The organism is Trinickia sp. LjRoot230 (genome assembly GCF_964253315.1).
GTDB lineage: Bacteria > Pseudomonadota > Gammaproteobacteria > Burkholderiales > Burkholderiaceae > Trinickia.
In genome coordinates this window covers 80,541-95,628 of sequence record NZ_CAXUQX020000001.1, presented here as the reverse complement: position 1 = coordinate 95,628, position 15,088 = coordinate 80,541, and the positions used below count along the sequence as shown (strand labels likewise).

Annotated in this window: 15 protein-coding genes and 1 riboswitch; of the genes, 8 read left to right on the top strand and 7 right to left on the bottom strand. The window is 61.7% G+C overall.

The genetic code is table 11. The features are described from left to right. Positions 1-16: 16 nt before the first annotated feature. Complete coding sequence (locus ACSQ20_RS00365) at positions 17-412, top strand: nuclear transport factor 2 family protein (RefSeq protein WP_436016401.1); 396 nt, start codon at positions 17-19, stop codon at positions 410-412. 154 nt (positions 413-566) lie between these two features. After that, complete coding sequence (locus ACSQ20_RS00360) at positions 567-1,292, top strand: DUF899 family protein (RefSeq protein WP_436016399.1); 726 nt, start codon at positions 567-569, stop codon at positions 1,290-1,292. Between the two features lie 3 nt (positions 1,293-1,295). Here ACSQ20_RS00360 and ACSQ20_RS00355 read toward each other — a convergent pair whose 3' ends face one another. Then, positions 1,296-2,753 carry an FAD-binding oxidoreductase gene (locus ACSQ20_RS00355; protein ID WP_436016397.1) on the bottom strand — a complete coding sequence of 486 codons (1,458 nt, stop codon included), beginning with the start codon at positions 2,751-2,753 and terminating at the stop codon, positions 1,296-1,298. A 210-nt stretch (positions 2,754-2,963) separates the two neighbouring features. Between ACSQ20_RS00355 and ACSQ20_RS00350 the strand changes: the two genes are divergently transcribed. The 3 genes from ACSQ20_RS00350 to ACSQ20_RS00340 all read left to right on the top strand — a co-directional run bounded on the left by ACSQ20_RS00350 (position 2,964) and on the right by ACSQ20_RS00340 (position 6,734). Continuing rightward, on the top strand, positions 2,964-4,163 hold the full coding sequence (locus ACSQ20_RS00350; protein WP_436016395.1) for a cytochrome P450: 1,200 nt from the start codon (positions 2,964-2,966) through the stop codon (positions 4,161-4,163). Positions 4,164-4,396: 233 nt separating this feature from the next. Beyond that, positions 4,397-5,386: a terpene synthase family protein gene (locus tag ACSQ20_RS00345; RefSeq protein ID WP_436016393.1), complete on the top strand. Its 990-nt coding sequence runs from the start codon at positions 4,397-4,399 to the stop codon at positions 5,384-5,386. 10 nt (positions 5,387-5,396) lie between these two features. Then, positions 5,397-6,734 (top strand): protoporphyrinogen/coproporphyrinogen oxidase, encoded by a 1,338-nt coding sequence (locus tag ACSQ20_RS00340; protein ID WP_436016391.1) that lies wholly within the window; start codon positions 5,397-5,399, stop codon positions 6,732-6,734. 55 nt (positions 6,735-6,789) lie between these two features. On the opposite strand, the gene ACSQ20_RS00335 is transcribed toward ACSQ20_RS00340, so the two are convergent. The 4 genes from ACSQ20_RS00335 to ACSQ20_RS00320 form a co-directional block, all read right to left on the bottom strand. Then, positions 6,790-7,422, bottom strand: a complete 633-nt coding sequence (locus ACSQ20_RS00335) for a LysE family translocator (protein ID WP_436016389.1) — start codon at positions 7,420-7,422, stop codon at positions 6,790-6,792. 20 nt (positions 7,423-7,442) lie between these two features. After that, positions 7,443-7,555: riboswitch (ZMP/ZTP riboswitch) on the bottom strand. A gap of 3 nt (positions 7,556-7,558) precedes the next feature. After that, positions 7,559-8,644 (bottom strand): phytoene/squalene synthase family protein, encoded by a 1,086-nt coding sequence (locus tag ACSQ20_RS00330; RefSeq protein ID WP_436016387.1) that lies wholly within the window; start codon positions 8,642-8,644, stop codon positions 7,559-7,561. A 74-nt stretch (positions 8,645-8,718) separates the two neighbouring features. Beyond that, complete coding sequence (locus ACSQ20_RS00325; protein ID WP_436016385.1) at positions 8,719-9,648, bottom strand: DMT family transporter; 930 nt, start codon at positions 9,646-9,648, stop codon at positions 8,719-8,721. A gap of 134 nt (positions 9,649-9,782) precedes the next feature. Continuing rightward, positions 9,783-10,010, bottom strand: coding sequence for a hypothetical protein (locus ACSQ20_RS00320; RefSeq protein ID WP_436016383.1), 228 nt, complete (start codon positions 10,008-10,010; stop codon positions 9,783-9,785). A gap of 262 nt (positions 10,011-10,272) precedes the next feature. Between ACSQ20_RS00320 and iaaH the strand changes: the two genes are divergently transcribed. The 3 genes from iaaH (at position 10,273) to ACSQ20_RS00305 (ending at position 13,719) form a co-directional block, all read left to right on the top strand. Next, entirely contained in the window at positions 10,273-11,760 is a 1,488-nt protein-coding gene (gene iaaH, locus ACSQ20_RS00315) for an indoleacetamide hydrolase (RefSeq protein ID WP_436016381.1), read from the top strand. Between the two features lie 22 nt (positions 11,761-11,782). After that, positions 11,783-13,249 carry an MFS transporter gene (locus tag ACSQ20_RS00310; RefSeq protein WP_436016379.1) on the top strand — a complete coding sequence of 489 codons (1,467 nt, stop codon included), beginning with the start codon at positions 11,783-11,785 and terminating at the stop codon, positions 13,247-13,249. A 74-nt stretch (positions 13,250-13,323) separates the two neighbouring features. Then, positions 13,324-13,719 (top strand): DUF2784 family protein, encoded by a 396-nt coding sequence (locus ACSQ20_RS00305; protein WP_436016377.1) that lies wholly within the window; start codon positions 13,324-13,326, stop codon positions 13,717-13,719. Between the two features lie 2 nt (positions 13,720-13,721). On the opposite strand, the gene ACSQ20_RS00300 is transcribed toward ACSQ20_RS00305, so the two are convergent. After that, positions 13,722-14,162: a YybH family protein gene (locus tag ACSQ20_RS00300; protein WP_436016375.1), complete on the bottom strand. Its 441-nt coding sequence runs from the start codon at positions 14,160-14,162 to the stop codon at positions 13,722-13,724. A 13-nt stretch (positions 14,163-14,175) separates the two neighbouring features. Then, entirely contained in the window at positions 14,176-15,078 is a 903-nt protein-coding gene (locus ACSQ20_RS00295; RefSeq protein WP_436016373.1) for a sigma-70 family RNA polymerase sigma factor, read from the bottom strand. Positions 15,079-15,088: the final 10 nt, after the last annotated feature.

Here is a 15,088-nt window from a genome sequence, read left to right as displayed (position 1 = left end):
TCAACAGGACAACACGATGGAACCCGCGACGGCACGCTACACGAGTCAAATTCGTCAATACCTCCAAGCGCTCGAATGCGGCGACGTAGCCGGCATTTGCGCGTTGTTTTCGCGCGATGCCAAGGTGTACTCGCCATTTCTCGGCTGGATGGCTGCCGAACCGTTCTTTGCAAAAGTGGCTGAGGCCTCGGGGCAAAGCACCATTACGCTGATCGACATCTGCGTGAGCGCAACGGGCGAGCCGCGCGCCACCGGCTATTTCGTGTACGACTGGGGCTTGAAAGACGGCTCCTCGGTGCGTTTCGAATGTGTCGACGTATTTGAATTCGGGCCAGCTGATCTCATCGATCGAATGATCATCGTCTATGACACCCATCCGGTACGCAGCATAGTCGGCGATAAATACGCATAAAAATATTGCCGCGTAGGCGGTACCGATGTCGATTTGCCTGGCCTTCGTTCGTCGTAGGAGTGGGAGCGGGGAACCAACGTGGTGCGCCGTGTAGCTCGAGGCGCTGAATTGCAGCCCCGTCCCTCTTTGTTTCGCACTCCTAAGGAGATGTTCCATGAGTCAAGCAGAAGCATCCACGCCCGCGTTGAAACCATCGGCACTCCTTGCTCAATCGAAGTATCGCTTTCCGGGCGAGAGTCCCGAGTATCGCGCTGCACGTAATGCGCTGCTCGAAGCGGAGATCGAGTTGCGGCGCCATATCGAACGCGTGGCGGCGCAACGCCGCGCATTGCCGCTCGGCGGGCCGATTCCGGAAGACTATCGGTTCGAATCGGAGCATGGACCGACCACGCTCTCGCAGATGTTCGGCAAGCACGATACCTTAGTGGTCTACAACTGGATGTTCGGTCCGCAGCGAGCGCGCCCCTGCCCGATGTGCACGTCGCTGCTGAGCGCGTGGGATGGTGAGACGCCCGACATCGAGCAGCGTGTGGCCTTGGCCATCGTCGGCCGCGCGCCGATCGAGCGGCTCGTCGCGTTCAAGCAAGAGCGGGGCTGGCGCCATTTGCGGCTTTATTCGTCCGGCGGCAACCACTTCAATCGCGACTACGCGCACGAAGACCCTGAACAAGGCGACAATCCGGCGCTGAATGTATTCGTGCGGCGCGGCGGCGAAATTCGCCACTTCTGGGCCGGTGAAATGGGACCCGAGACCGCGGATCCGGGCCAGGATCCGCGCGGCGCACCGGACCTGATGCCGCTGTGGACCGTCCTCGATTTCACGCCGGGCGGCCGCGGCACCGACTGGTATCCGAAACTCGAGTATCCGGTGGCGGGGTAGGCATCATGAACCGATCGGCGGCGCTGCCAGGGTGACAAATGCCGCTTGCGCGCGAGCGATGTTCTTGTTGTGGCGCAGCCGGTTGTGCGGATCGAACTCGGCCTTGAGCGCGCAGATACGCTCCCACTTGTTGGCCGAGCCGTACAGGTTACGCAGCCACTTGGCACCACGGTCGGTCGATAGGTTGACGTAGCCATTGCGCAGCGAGTGCGGGTTGAGCGCGTTCATCACACCGTCGACCCAGCTGTCGTACTCAGCGTCCTTCTCGGGAACATCCCATTGGCCGAGTACTTCCCATAGCCAATAGGCCCCTTCGCGTGAGTATGCCGCCGAATCTTCGTCGAAGTCGAAGTTTGCGCCACCCAGACAAGGGAAAGCGACGGCCACACTGGGCCCTGGACCGGTGGGCGCGGGTGCATTCGAAACGCGATCGACGACGATCTGCGCGATCTCCGGCGTGATCGCTGCGAGGTAGCCGCCGCGGCTATGCTGGCGTCGGCCCGGCGGCGCGAGCACATCCAATATCGAGTTGGCTTGAACCCATGACGACGGGTGGACCATATCGGCCAACGGCTGGCCGAGCAGGCGCACGCCCGTCATCGCTTCCTCGTATGCGGACAGTTCGCCGCTATACACGACGATCAGGACGAAGATCGGCACACCAACCATTTGCGGAGGTAACCCGGGAAGCGGCGGTGCAGGCAGCACCACAGGGAAGATGGTCAGCTCCCGCGGAGCGGCGAGCATGATTTTGTCGATCTGGCTCAGCACCGGCACGGCGGACTCGATCGGATAAACGATGAGGCCGCTCATGACCTCGGGCCCGACCCTGTACGCCTGGTAAGTCAGCGACGTGGCAATCGCGAGATTGTGCCCAGCCCCGCGCATGCCCCAAAAGAGTTCGGCGTTCTCGTTCTCCGAGGCGCGCATCTTACGACCATCGACCGTGACCACATCGATCGACAGCAGACTGTCGACCGCCATGCCGAATCGCCGCGTAAGGTAGCCGATGCCGCCGCCCAGTGTCAGACCGACCGCGCCCGTTGTCGAGACCGTTCCGGAGGGCACGACGTATCCATATTTCTGCGTGGCCGCATCCATCTCTGCGAGCAGCACACCTGCACCGATTGTGGTGATGCCCGTTAGCGGATCGACCTCGACTTGCTTCATCAGCGATGTATCGATGACGAACGCGTCGTGCGGCATCGCATGGCCATCTATCGCGTGGCCACCACCGCGAATGGCGATTGCCTCGTCGTGATCAGCGCAGTACTTGACGGCCATTACGATATCGTCAGCGTCTAGGCACCGTGCAATCAGTGCGGGCTGACGCGCCGCGTGGCGCGCGTTGGGAATCTCTCGCGCCTCGGCATAGCCGATGTCACCAGGACGCACCACGACACCCTTAAAACCTGGGGAGGGGAAATCAGGAAACGCCTTCGAAGAACCGGCCTGTGCCATAGACGACCTCAACGATTCAGTAGTGTCGTTCAGCGAGCGCGCCACGACAGAGCGGCCCATCCTAAACGATTATCAAAACACGAGGCATCCGGCTTGACACTAATTTTGCGTTCGGCGCTAATCAGCGCTCATGGAGCCGCTCGCCATCGAACACTGCATGGCCACGGCACACATCACCGCCGCTTTCGAGCGCGTTACAGGAGCCATGCCATGGCGGTTATTTCTCGATCGAACCTCGACGAACGCTTGGCAGCGTTCAGCACCTACGAGACAACGCCCGACGAGGCGTTCGCGCTATTTCGCGAAGCGCGTGAGGCCGGCCGCTCAGTATTCTGGAGCGACACGCTCGGTGGCCACTATGTGTTCCTCGACTACGCCGATGTCAAAGCAGCGCATATCGATTGGGAAACCTACCGCTCCGGCCCGCAGGTGTTGCGCCCGCTTGCCGAGCGGCCGAGATTCCCGCCCATCGAATATGACCCGCCCGAGCACACGTCGTGGCGCAAGCTGTTTGCCGAAGTGCTGAATCCGGACACGCCGAGGCTTCATGAAGCGGCCGTGCGCGAGGACGTGGAACAGTTGCTGGACGAACTCGCGCAGCGCCGGCACTTCGATCTTCAAGCGGACTTTGCCGAGCAAGTTCCGCTACTCGCGCTCTGTCATGTCATCGGCTTTGATAAGACGAAACGAGGCGAAGTCCGTCGCCTGACGGTTGAGTTGCATGCCGCGTCCGGGGATCCTCAAAAAGCAGCGGCAGCATTCCAGGCATTCGCCGAGTTTGGCCTCAAGGAGGTCTACGCCCGGCTCGAGCAGCCACGCGACGACTTTCTGACCAAGCTCGCGCATGCGCAGTTGGACGGTCGGCCGCTGAGCCCGTTGGAGCTGGGGGCGACGATGAACAGTTTGCTCAACGCAGGCCATGGCACCACGGTGAGCGGGTTGACGAGCCTGTTGTGGGAAGTGCTGCGCAGCCCAGCGATTCGGCAGCGGCTGATCGACGACCCTTCGTCGATTCCGGCCGCGGTTGAAGAATCGATGCGGCTGCACACACCGTTCTTTGGAATTTATCGAATGACCTCGAAGGACGTCACGGTCGGCGGCGTCGATATCCCCGAGGGCAGTTCCGTGCTGATGATGTGGGCCGCGGCCAACCGCGATCCGAAGGTCTTTCCGAATCCCGATGCGTTCGACCTCGAGCGCGACCTGAGCGGCAACCGGCTGATGACGTTCGGTTTTGGAATTCACGCCTGCATGGGCCAGCCGATGGCGCGCATGGAAATGAACGTCGCGTTGGCTGCGTTGTTAAGACGGCTGCCGAATATCGAGTTGGTGGAACCCGACGCCATCAAGCACGAGTTCGCTGGCTCGGAGACAGCGCTGATCAAGTCGCTGCCCGCTCGCATCCGTTGATCGATGGCAAGCCTCATACGCTGACAATCGTACTTCTCGCCTTTTTGCAACGAAATCCCTACGAATCTACGTCGCGTCGAACGTCGCCGATACAACATACTCGTCACTAGTCGCTGTGCGTGATCGATGGGCCTGTCGAGGCCGGCAAACTGTAGGGAAAGGTGCAGATGGCGCGCTACGAAATGCAAGCCGCCCAGACTTTGCTTCAAAGGCTGGGTGCCGGCCCATCGCCCTTGAGTGTTTGGACGACGCAAGCCGAGCTTCGGGCTCAGGAGTGGGTCGCCGCGCTTGGATTGGCGCGCTCCATCGAGGCTAAAGTGCGGTTTCGCGAAACGGCCCCTGGCGCGTTATCGGGCCGCGTCTACGCGAGCGCGATCGATCGAGGTCGTCTCGAGGTGGCGACCACATGGATCGGTTGGCTGTTCTTGATCGACGATCAGATGGACGAAGGCGCGACCGGCAAGAACCCTCGGCTCTTTAGAGAGCGGTTGCAGCCCTTCTTCGACATGGCAGCCGAAATGGCCGAGACCGCTTCGGTGGCAACGGCTTGGCAACCCGCTATGCAGCCCGCCGGTCTACCGCTACTCTGCGCGCTCAGGGAAATTTGGTACCGGTTGGCGTCGAGCATGCCGCAGGACTGGTGTGCCGCGTTTGCTCGACATTATTTCGACTACCTGTCCGCGTGCGAGTGGGAAGCGGCAAACCGCGCGAACGGGCGCGTTCCATCAGTTGATGAATATCCCGCGAAACGTCGCGATGCAGGCGCGATCTGGCCGTCGCTCGACCTGCTCGAATATGTAGCCGATGCGCCGCTTGATCCAAGCCTTCGCGATCACGCGCTCCTCATCGACATCCGCACGGCCTGTGCCGACGTCGTCTGTTGGACCGACGATCTGCTCACCGTCGCGAAGGAACGCGCGCATGGCGACGTGCATAACCTGGTGATCGTTCTCGAGCAAGCCACGCGATCCGATGAGCGCAAGGCGTTGGAAAATGTCGCGCGAAAGATCGAATCGCGCATTGCCGACTTCGAAGCATTGCGGAAAAAGATGTTCGCAATGAACCTGAACAGCCACGCGCGTAGCGCGCTTAGCCGTTACGTTGACGGCTTGCATCACTGGATGCGCGGCCATTTGGAATGGGGTTTGCAAACGATCCGTTACGACGCGAATCCCGCCTCGTCCGCGGCCTACCTCGAAGACCTGCTGAGTGCGGGCGAATAGGAATGCGACGATGGCAGGACGCGTCGTAGTCGTTGGCGCCGGCATAGCCGGCCTCACAGCAGCCTATCGGCTCAAGATGGCCGGGCTCGATGTGACGGTGCTCGAGCGAACAGCTCAGGTGGGTGGCCGCATGTCCACACATACGCGCGACGGCTATCGCATCGACGTCGGCGCCAGTCTGCTACCGACGAGCTACAAGCAGATGCTTGCGTTGATCGAGGAGGCGGGTCTCAGCGAAGAGATCATGACGACGTCGAGCCTGTTCGGTCTGCTGCGCGATGGCGAGATCCATCGCTTTCAGGCGGGCAAACTCAGGGACATGCTCGCGATGCCGCTTTCCATGCGCAGCAAATGGGTACTGTCGAAGGCGGTAGTCGACTGCATCCGGCTCGGCGACAAACTCGATTGGTACGACCTTTCCCGGGCGATCGAGGTCGACGACGAAAGCGCGCCCGAATATGCAAAGCGCCGACTCAATCAAGAGATTCTCGATTACCTGGTCGAGCCGACGTGTGCGAGCATGACGCTCAATACCGTCGAAGAAAATTCAGCCGCCAGCTTTCTTTTTTTCATCCGCCGTGTGTTGGCGACAAGGGGGCTGTTCAATTCGCCATCGGGGGTGGGTTTTCTCGCGCGAGGATTGGCGCGCCATATCGGCGATGTCAGGCTGCAGGCGTGCGCGCTCGCCGTTGAAAAAAGCAGAGGCGGCGTCGTGGTGACTTGGCAGCAAGCGGACGGGCCGGCGCAAACCATGGAAGCTGCCGCATGTGTAATCGCACTACCCGCGCGGCAAGCAGCGCTGCTTTGGCCGCACTGGACGCCCGACCAGCGCGAATTCCTCGATAGCGTCCGTTACGGCAAGTGCATCAACGTATCGTTTGCGCTATCGCGCCCGCCCGCCGAAGCGGCGTGCTTTGTGCTGATCCCGCGTGTGGAGCAAAGCGAGCTGGGAGCAATCGTGCTCGAACATAACAAGGCGCCCGGTCGAGCACCCGCCGGCCGCGGCCTGATCACCACCTACTGGCGACAAACATGGAGCGAGCCTCGTGCGGGTCTGGATGACGCGACGATCAGCAACCAGGCACTCGACACATTGCGCCATGCGCTGCCGCATCTGGTGACAGAGGTGAAGTGGGCGCATGTTCAGCGGTGGAATCCGTCCATCGCGGTGAACTTTCCGGGGCACTTGGCGGCCCTGCGGCGTTTCGTGCATTCAATCGATCCGCACTCGCCGGTGCAGCTTGCCGGCGATTATTTTTCAGGAACGACGACAAATTCGAGCCTGTGTTCGGGCGAAAGCGCGGCGGCGCGAGTCTTGGCCAGCGGACGGCTGGCAACATGCTCGTAGCGAACCCCAGCCAAGCCGCACGGTCACCGCGTTTTTGATTGCACCGCCGTATATCTCAACGCCGCGCTTCGGTCGCCATCCTTAGCGCGAGTCCGGCGAGCACCGTCCCCATCAACCAGCGCTGCACCACGAGCCAGCTGGGCCGGCCTGCGAGAAACGATGCAATCGCCCCGGCCATCATCGCGACGATCGAATTGACGGTGAGGCTCGCCAACAGTTGCATACTGCCGAGCGTGAGCGATTGCGCGAGTACGCTGCCGCGATGCGGATCGATGAACTGCGGCAACAGCGACAAATAAAGTACGGCGATCTTCGGGTTGAGCATGTTGGTGACGAATCCCATCGCAAAGAGCTTGCGCGGGCTGTCGGCCGGCAAGGCGCGCACCTGGAACGGTGATCGGCCACCCGGCTTCAGTGCCTGCCAGGCGAGATAGACGAGATAAAGCGCGCCGCCAAAACGCAGCGCGTCATAGGCGAACGGCACCGCCATCAGCAACGCCGTGATGCCGCATGCGGTGGCAACCATGTAAAACAGAAACCCGAGCGCCACGCCGCCGAGCGAAATCATTCCGGCCGCCCGCCCCTGGCAGATCGAACGCGAGACGAGGTAGATCATGTTCGGCCCAGGCGTCAGCGCCATGCCGAGCGCAACGAGGCCAAAAGCGAGCAACGAATTGAAGGTGGGCATGCGTGACTCCTCGAGTGGAAGAACGATGCCCAGGCGCGCGGCAGCTTGCATCGAAGCGGGAACGCATGGATATCGATGCAGTCCGCGTTTCCCGATGGTGATCCATCTCGAGGCGCCAGTCGCGCGGACGGGCCAATTATTTCACGATTGCGCGCGCCGCGCTCGCAGGTGCGCCTGGCAGCCGCGCTTCGATTGTGTCGATGAGCCGCTCGGCCCACGCACGCAGTGCACCCGTCGATGCCACGCAAATCGTCGAACGCGCGATGATCGCATAGACGCGCGAGCGGGTGACCTTCGATACCCGGTGCGGATCGAGCCATGCCTCGTTGTCGACGAGCAAAACGAGCGTCTCGAGCCCGATGAAAATCGGCAACAGGCAAGCGAGGCGCAGGCGGATCGACCACGCGGGAATCGCAAACGTGTATTCGAGCGCATCGCGATAAAGCAGCAGCGTCTTGCCGACAAGCTCGTGCAAAAGCGGCTGCGCGCGCGCCGACGCGTCGGGCGATAGCAGCGCCGGCGGCGTCAGCCCAACACGGCTCAACATCTCGAGCGGAAAATAGCAGCGGCCGATCCGCAAGTCTTTGGCGCAATCGCGCAGCACGTTCGTCATTTGCAGCGCCTTGCCGAAGCGCACGCCGCGCTCGATCGTGACAGCCGGATCGTCCGTCAGCGTCCCGGGCAAGTGAGCATAGGTCATCTTGGTCCAGAATTCGCCGACGCAGCCTGCAACCAGATACGTGTAACGATCGAGCTCGTCGAATGTGTCAAGCGCGGCGATCTGCCCCGAACGCTCATCGGGAAACGTGCGCAGGTCGAACTCCATTCCGGTAGTGAGCATCGTCACGATCTCGCGCACCGCGCGCCGATCGTGCTCGCTGAATTCGCTCAGTACATCGAGCGCCGCGCCAAGCGATTCGAGCAGCACTTTTTCGTCTGATTGCATCTGCTGCGCCGCTACTTCGACCGCAAGTCGGCGCGCGAGCGCACCGCCATCGGCGCCGCCGTTGACCTGCTCGCGCAGCGCGAGCAGCAAGTCTAGCCGCTGTGCGGGCGCGATCAGCGTCGTATCGGCGATCGTGTCGGCGGCGCGAGCGAGCAGATAGGCAAGCGCGACCGGGTCACGCATGCCCGCGGGCAACACGCGCAGCGTCAGGTAAAACGAGCGCGACACGCCCTTGAGTAACGGGCCAAGCAAAATGGTCCGGGCGGAATTGGACATGGATGGAATCGGGTTGTATCGAATAACGCTGCGGCATTGTATCCGGCAACCCGGTCCGGCTCGCGCCAAGCCCGTTATCGACGCCGCACGTTCGCAAAAGCCGGCCCGTGATCGGCATCGGTTCGCGCTCGCGCGCTCAACGCAAGAGCGAGCCCCAGCAAGATCGCACCCATCCCGAGCAGGTCCAACGCGTGTAATGCATTGCCGAGAAAGACGTAGTCCATCAGCGCTGTTACGACGGGCACGAGATAAAAGAGACTCGTCACATTGACGAGGTTGCCGCGGCTCACAAGCCGATAAAAAAGCAGCTGCGCGCATACCGAGATCACAATGGCAAGCCATGACACCGATATCAGCAGCGGCGCATCGATTCGGACTACAAACGGTTGGAACGGCGCAATCACTGCGCACATCAAGAGCCCAACCAGGTTTTGCAGCGGCAACACATCGGCCCCCGCGGCCCGGTTCCGTTTTTGTAAAACGGAACCCACGGTGATGCAGCCCAACGCGGCAATCGCGAACGCTATTCCTTGCGTTGTGCTTGCCTTTGTTGTTGTGATCGTCGACGTGAGCGCGTGCGCATTGCGAAAGACAATCGACGCCAAGCCGATGAGGGCGAGAGCGAGCCCGGCAACGCGCCGCATCGAATGGCGCCGCTCTGTGGCAATCAGCGTGAGGATCGGCTGCACACCGAGGATCGTGGCGAGCAACCCCGGCGTCAGCCCGGTTTGAAGCGAAAGAAAGTAGCAAATCGAATAGCCGCCCACCAGCAGCGCGCCGCTTGCAATCGCCTGCGCTCGCGCGCCGCGCGCGGGGAGCCAGCGCCCCCGCCATGCCCCGACGAGCGCGAGCACCGCCGACGCCAACCCAAAGCGCAGCAACAGGAACGCGAATGCGGACGCGTGCTTGACGCCGATCTCCGCAAAAATCGCGCCACTGCTCCACAACAGAACGAAGAGCGCAGTGGTGCCGTATGCCGCAAATGCAGCCTTGAAAAAAGCCATGAGTTCACCTGCATGTCGAAATTCGTTGGTCTTGCAGACGCGAACTCGACGCACACGCGTAGCGCTACGTAAGCGCGACATCGCATGTGCGGTGCGAGAAAGACGGTCTGCCGGGAGAAACGAAGCGTCGGTATTCAGCCGAGCGCGACCGCACTTGGCGGTGCGAGGACGGCTACCGTCGCGTGCCTCGGCGAAGGAGGCGACAAGACAGCAGGAGGCGGGAACGAAGCGATCAGGCCGCACACGCGGCCGCCAGCATCGACAAGTTCGTCGATGCGGCTAGCGGCAATACGCGCGAACGCTGCGTTCGTCATGGCGATGAAAAGAAAATGGAAAAGTCGCAGCCAGCGTACCGGGAACATCGCACCGACGCAATCGATTCGTTCGCCGGATGCTCAGCACTACGAAACATTGCGGTTGCAATATTGAACGATCAGTCATAATCTAAAGATCAACAAAGGCAGCAGTTTCGTTGGCGATCTTTCGATCGTTGCTGTGATTCCCGCGGTGTGCCCGGAGTTCCGCAGGAAGACCGGACGATCGCCATTGCTCTTTCGACTCTATTTATTGACTATACAGTCAATAATATTACTAAGCAGTCCTCACCATTTGGAGACACCATCCATGACACTCTCGCCCGCAGATCAACTCGCGCTTACCGCGCACGAAGCGGTCGACGCCGTGCACGCTGGCCGCTTGAAAGCGCTCGATTACATGACGACGCTGCTCGCGCGTGCCGAAGCATGTGCGGCACTGAATGCATTCACGACACTCGAAGCCGACTACGCGCTCGCCGCCGCTGCCCGTATCGATGCAATGCCGTCGCACGACAAAGCGGCGCTGCCACTGGCGGGCTTACCCATCGCTGTGAAAGCGAACATCAACGTCGAGCGCATGCAGACCTGTGCCGGCACACCCGCGCTCGCGAGGCACATCGCCCGAACGACCGCGCCCTCGGTGGCGAAACTAATGGCCGCAGGCGCGATCGTACTCGGCAAAACAAACATGCACGAGCTGGCGGTGGGCATTACGAGCACGAACCTGAGCCCTCATGCGCAACCGGTTAGGAATCCTTACGATCTCACCAAAATTCCTGGCGGCTCTTCCGGCGGCACGGCTGCGGCCATCGCTGCACGCATCGTGCCGGCCGGCCTCGGCACCGATACGGGGGGCTCCACACGCATTCCGGCTGCGCTGACCGGCATCGTCGGTTTGCGCCCTTCGGTGGGAAACGGCGGCGCCGAACGACGCTATCACGACGCCCACGCCGTCGTGCCGATCAGCCACACGCGCGACACTGTCGGGCCGATGGGTCGCACGGTCGCCGATGTGGCGTTGCTCGACCGCGTGATCACCGGTGCCGCGGCATTGCAACAGGTGCCACTGCATACTTTGCGGATCGGCTTACCACGGCCATGCTGGCAAGCGCTTGACAGCACACTCGAGGCGGTAGCCCACGCAGCGCTCGACCGGCTGGCGGCTGCCGGTGTCACGTTTGTCGAACTCGAAATGAGCGACTTGTTGCCGCTTTCGGAGCGCATCAGCTTGGCCGTGGCGTTTCACGAGACACATGAAGATATTCCGGCGTGGCTTGTCGCAAACGATGCACCCGTGCGCACGTTGGAAGCGCTCGCTGCGCAAATCGCGAGCCCCGACGTGCGCCGCATCTACGAGGGCGTGCTCGTCGATGCATTTGGCGCCGATTACCACGATGCAATGCGGATCGGGCGCCCGGCGCTGCAACAGCTCTACGGGTCCACCTTCGAAGCGCAGCGGCTAGACGCGCTCCTCTTTCCGACGACACCGCTGCCGGCCGTGACTATCGACGAAATCGAGGGCTCCTCGATGGTCGCCATCGGGGGGCGCGAACCCATCGACGAGATGGCCGCGTATTTGCGCCATACCGACCCGGCGAGCGTTGCCGGCCTGCCCGGTTTGTCAGTAGCCGCTGGCTTGACGTCCGCTGGGCTGCCCGTAGGCCTGGAGCTCGATGGGCCGCTCGGCAGCGACCGGCGTCTACTTGCAATCGGCATCGCATTTGAGGCCGTGCTCGGTCACCCTGCCGCACCGATGCAAGCGTCTTCAAGTCCGGCGACACAGGCAACTGCTTAGTACTGCGAATCAATTGCCCATCATGAAATCCGATCCCTCACAGGCGATGCATACCGACCTGGGTGCCGCGACGCCGCTCGCCGCCCCGCAAATGCGCACCACGCGCGCTAACCGGCTCGCGCTGGCTGCACTGTTGACCGGCGCATTCCTTTCGCCGCTCGACTACTTCATCGTCAACCTTGCGCTGCCCACCATTCGCGATGCACTCGGCGCCAGCGCCGCCGAATTGCAATTGATCGTGTCCGTCTATACATCAGCGTTCGCCGTATTGCTCGTCACGGGTGGCCGCCTGGGCGACCGCTTCGGCCGCAAGCGGGTGTTCATGGCGGGCATGGCAGGCTTCGTCGCAGCATCGATACTGTGCGCAGCCGCGCCAAGCGGTGCGCTGCTGATTGGCGCCCGGCTGTTGCAAGGAAGTTCGGCCGCGATACTCGTCCCTCAGATTCTGGCCACGATACGCAGCACGTTTCCTAAAGCGCAGCAAACGAAGGTCATGAGTCTTTACGGCTTCGTCTACGGTTTTGCATCGGTTGCCGGACAACTCGGCGGCGGCCTGCTCATCGCACTGCGCCCGTTCGGACTCGCCTGGCAGTCCATCTTTCTGATCAATGTGCCCGTGGGCGCGCTTGCACTCCTCGGCGCTTGGCGCTTCGTACCGGAAAGCCGGAGCGCCGATCGCGCGCGCATCGACGTGACGGGTCTTGTGCTCTTGTCGCTTTTCTTCGCACTGGTCATCTATCCGCTCACGCAAGGGCGCGAGGCCGGCTGGCCGCCATCGACGTTCATTGCGCTGGCCGCGAGCGTGCCCGCGCTCGGCGCCTTCGTTGCAGTTCAACATCGCAAGAAGCGCGCGGGCGGCGATCCGCTCGTGGACCTCGCATTGTTTAGGAATCCTGTGTTTTCGGCAGGGCTTGCGCTCGCATTTTGTTTCTATTGCGATAGCGTGTTCTTTTTGACCTACGGCATCTATCTGCAATCGGGCCTGCGCTGGTCGGCGTTGGCCGCAGGCGTCGCGATCTTTCCGTTTGGTGTCGGGTCGATTCTTGGCCCGCTGCTTTCGCCGGCACTCGTACGCCGCACCGGCAACCATGTGCTGAGCGCAGGCTTCGCCGCGCTTGCAGCGGGCTTTGCGGTCACGGCCGCTGCCGCTGAGCGCGTCGTGCCGGGCGGCGCATTCTATGCGGGACTGCTTCTGGCCGGTGTCGGACACGGCCTCGTGCTGCCGAACGTCGTGCGCATCGTCATCGGCGAAATAGACCCGGGGCGGGCTGGGCTTGCCGCGAGCATCGTCACGTCGATGTTGCAGATCGGCTCCGCATTCGGCGCCACAGCCATCGGCGGTCTTTTCTTCACGCTTATCGCGCACGAGGCAACACCAGTCGCTTATGCCCACGCTTATCGCGTCAGCATTGGCGTCGTTGCGGGACTTTTTGCAGCCTGCGTCGTCGTGGCAGGCATACTCTCGGCGCGGGCACACCGGCGGGTTTAATGTAATGCGATGCAATGCGCGACGAGGATGCCTATACTCCCGATCGTGCTAAGCCGCTGCGCCCGGGAAATGCGATGACTATTGCGTTGGCTGACGTCGTGCTATTCATTCATGCGCTCGTCGTGCTGTTTATCGTCGGCGGCTTCGCGGCCATTTTGATTGGCGCATCGCTCGGTTGGCGCTGGATACGCGAGCCGCGTTTTCGGCTCGCCCATCTATGCGCGATTGCCGTGGTTGCGGCGCTTGCGCTTCTCGGCGTTCCTTGTCCGCTGACGACGCTCGAAGCGCGCTTGCGCAACGACACGAGCAGCGCACAAGGCTGCATCGCTTATTGGGTTGGCCGCATGCTTTATTACGATTTACCGAATTGGGTATTCACCGCGGCTTACGCGGCATTTGCAATTGCGGTTCTGCTCACATGGCGTTTCATTGCGCCGCGCAAGTTGCGTTGGTCCCACCGAAGCGAATGACGTCAGCTTGCAATGGGCCGATGCATGATCGCCTTCAGGTCATCGAAGCCGATCGGGGTCGACGTATGCTCGTGCACGATCTTCCAGTTTCCTTCGCGCCGCGCGAGTGCCCACGTCAGCCGGTTCTGCATCGATCGCAGCACCTGCCCGCTTTCCGATATCGCCGCGTATTGCACGACCGCACTGACAAAGGCGAAATCCTGCGTCCCATCGATGCGGACATCCTCCGCGCTGACTTGCACCGTTTCGTTGCGCAACGACCCGAACCATTGCGCGACCGTCACGCGTCGCGCCGCGGCACCGTCGTACTCCCACACCCCCCAAGTATCGAAAACGCGCACATCATCGGCATACAACGCCATCATGCCCTCTACGTCTTTGCGTAGAACGGCACGCCGGTATCGCTCGAGAACCGTCACGACATCATTTGCCATCTCGCTCATGCGCGCATACCTTTCAACGGTGTTCGAGAACAATCATTTCGGCTGATTCGGCGACATAGCGCGCGTACCTGAAATCTCTGATCCGGGCGAGGTCGTCGTGCGCCCATTCGAGCAGAACGAAATAGGAAGGCGGCGCTGCCGGATCGTTAGGATTGCGAACTAACAGCGCGGGCTGCCGATCGACCAGCCCGAGCACGAATCGCCAGTCGTTCACGCTGGCATAGTTGCCGAAGTACTTCGACACTTCTTGACGCCCTTCCAGGCGCGCGCGCGCAACGAGTTCGAGCCTCACGTCATCTGCCAGCAGCTTGCGTATTGCGTCGAAGTCGCGCGCGTTGAATCGATCGACGTAGTTCGCCAGCCGCACAAGGTCTTCCTGGCTCAACGTCGGCAGCACTCGGTCAGTAGGCTCATCAGCCAATTCCCGTATGCGGGTTCGCCCCCGATGCAATGCGGCTTTGATTGCCGGAACGGTCATCCCGGTTATCAGCGCCACTTCCTGCAACGAGTAGCCGAGTACATCCATCAAAATCGTGCAGCCTCGCTGTGCCACCGGCAAATACATAAACGTCCGCAGGCTCGACGATACGACGTACCGGCCGGTTGCGGATGCGGCGTTGTCAACGATCATATCGATGTCTTCCTGCGTACCGGCAGGCTCCGTTCGCTTGCGGCGGCGAATAAAGTCCACCGCCGCGTTATGCGCAACGCGGAAAAGCCAGCGCTCGAGGCTCTCGATCTGCGTCTCGGCAAACACCTCGATAGCCTTGATCAGCACGTCCTGAACGATGTCTTCGCCATCAACGGCGGAGCCCGCCATCCGTGCGCAATATCGATGAAGTTTTGGGCGCAATTCCGTCAGGCTGGCCTCGAAGGCAGCCCGCGCCGCGGATGCATTTGGAACCGATTGAGTCATGCCGGGTGCA

What these genes read in the sequence shown, in the direction of transcription:
- ACSQ20_RS00365 (WP_436016401.1), top strand. Translation starts at nt 17, where the DNA reads ATGGAACCCGCGACGGCACGCTACACGAGTCAAATTCGTCAATACCTC.
- ACSQ20_RS00360 (WP_436016399.1), top strand. Translation starts at nt 567, where the DNA reads ATGAGTCAAGCAGAAGCATCCACGCCCGCGTTGAAACCATCGGCACTC.
- ACSQ20_RS00355 (WP_436016397.1), bottom strand. Translation starts at nt 2,753, where the DNA reads ATGGCACAGGCCGGTTCTTCGAAGGCGTTTCCTGATTTCCCCTCCCCA.
- ACSQ20_RS00350 (WP_436016395.1), top strand. Translation starts at nt 2,964, where the DNA reads ATGGCGGTTATTTCTCGATCGAACCTCGACGAACGCTTGGCAGCGTTC.
- ACSQ20_RS00340 (WP_436016391.1), top strand. Translation starts at nt 5,397, where the DNA reads ATGGCAGGACGCGTCGTAGTCGTTGGCGCCGGCATAGCCGGCCTCACA.
- ACSQ20_RS00335 (WP_436016389.1), bottom strand. Translation starts at nt 7,422, where the DNA reads ATGCCCACCTTCAATTCGTTGCTCGCTTTTGGCCTCGTTGCGCTCGGC.
- ACSQ20_RS00330 (WP_436016387.1), bottom strand. Translation starts at nt 8,644, where the DNA reads ATGTCCAATTCCGCCCGGACCATTTTGCTTGGCCCGTTACTCAAGGGC.
- ACSQ20_RS00325 (WP_436016385.1), bottom strand. Translation starts at nt 9,648, where the DNA reads ATGGCTTTTTTCAAGGCTGCATTTGCGGCATACGGCACCACTGCGCTC.
- ACSQ20_RS00320 (WP_436016383.1), bottom strand. Translation starts at nt 10,010, where the DNA reads ATGTTCCCGGTACGCTGGCTGCGACTTTTCCATTTTCTTTTCATCGCC.
- iaaH (WP_436016381.1), top strand. Translation starts at nt 10,273, where the DNA reads ATGACACTCTCGCCCGCAGATCAACTCGCGCTTACCGCGCACGAAGCG.
- ACSQ20_RS00310 (WP_436016379.1), top strand. Translation starts at nt 11,783, where the DNA reads ATGAAATCCGATCCCTCACAGGCGATGCATACCGACCTGGGTGCCGCG.
- ACSQ20_RS00305 (WP_436016377.1), top strand. Translation starts at nt 13,324, where the DNA reads ATGACTATTGCGTTGGCTGACGTCGTGCTATTCATTCATGCGCTCGTC.
- ACSQ20_RS00300 (WP_436016375.1), bottom strand. Translation starts at nt 14,162, where the DNA reads ATGAGCGAGATGGCAAATGATGTCGTGACGGTTCTCGAGCGATACCGG.
- ACSQ20_RS00295 (WP_436016373.1), bottom strand. Translation starts at nt 15,078, where the DNA reads ATGACTCAATCGGTTCCAAATGCATCCGCGGCGCGGGCTGCCTTCGAG.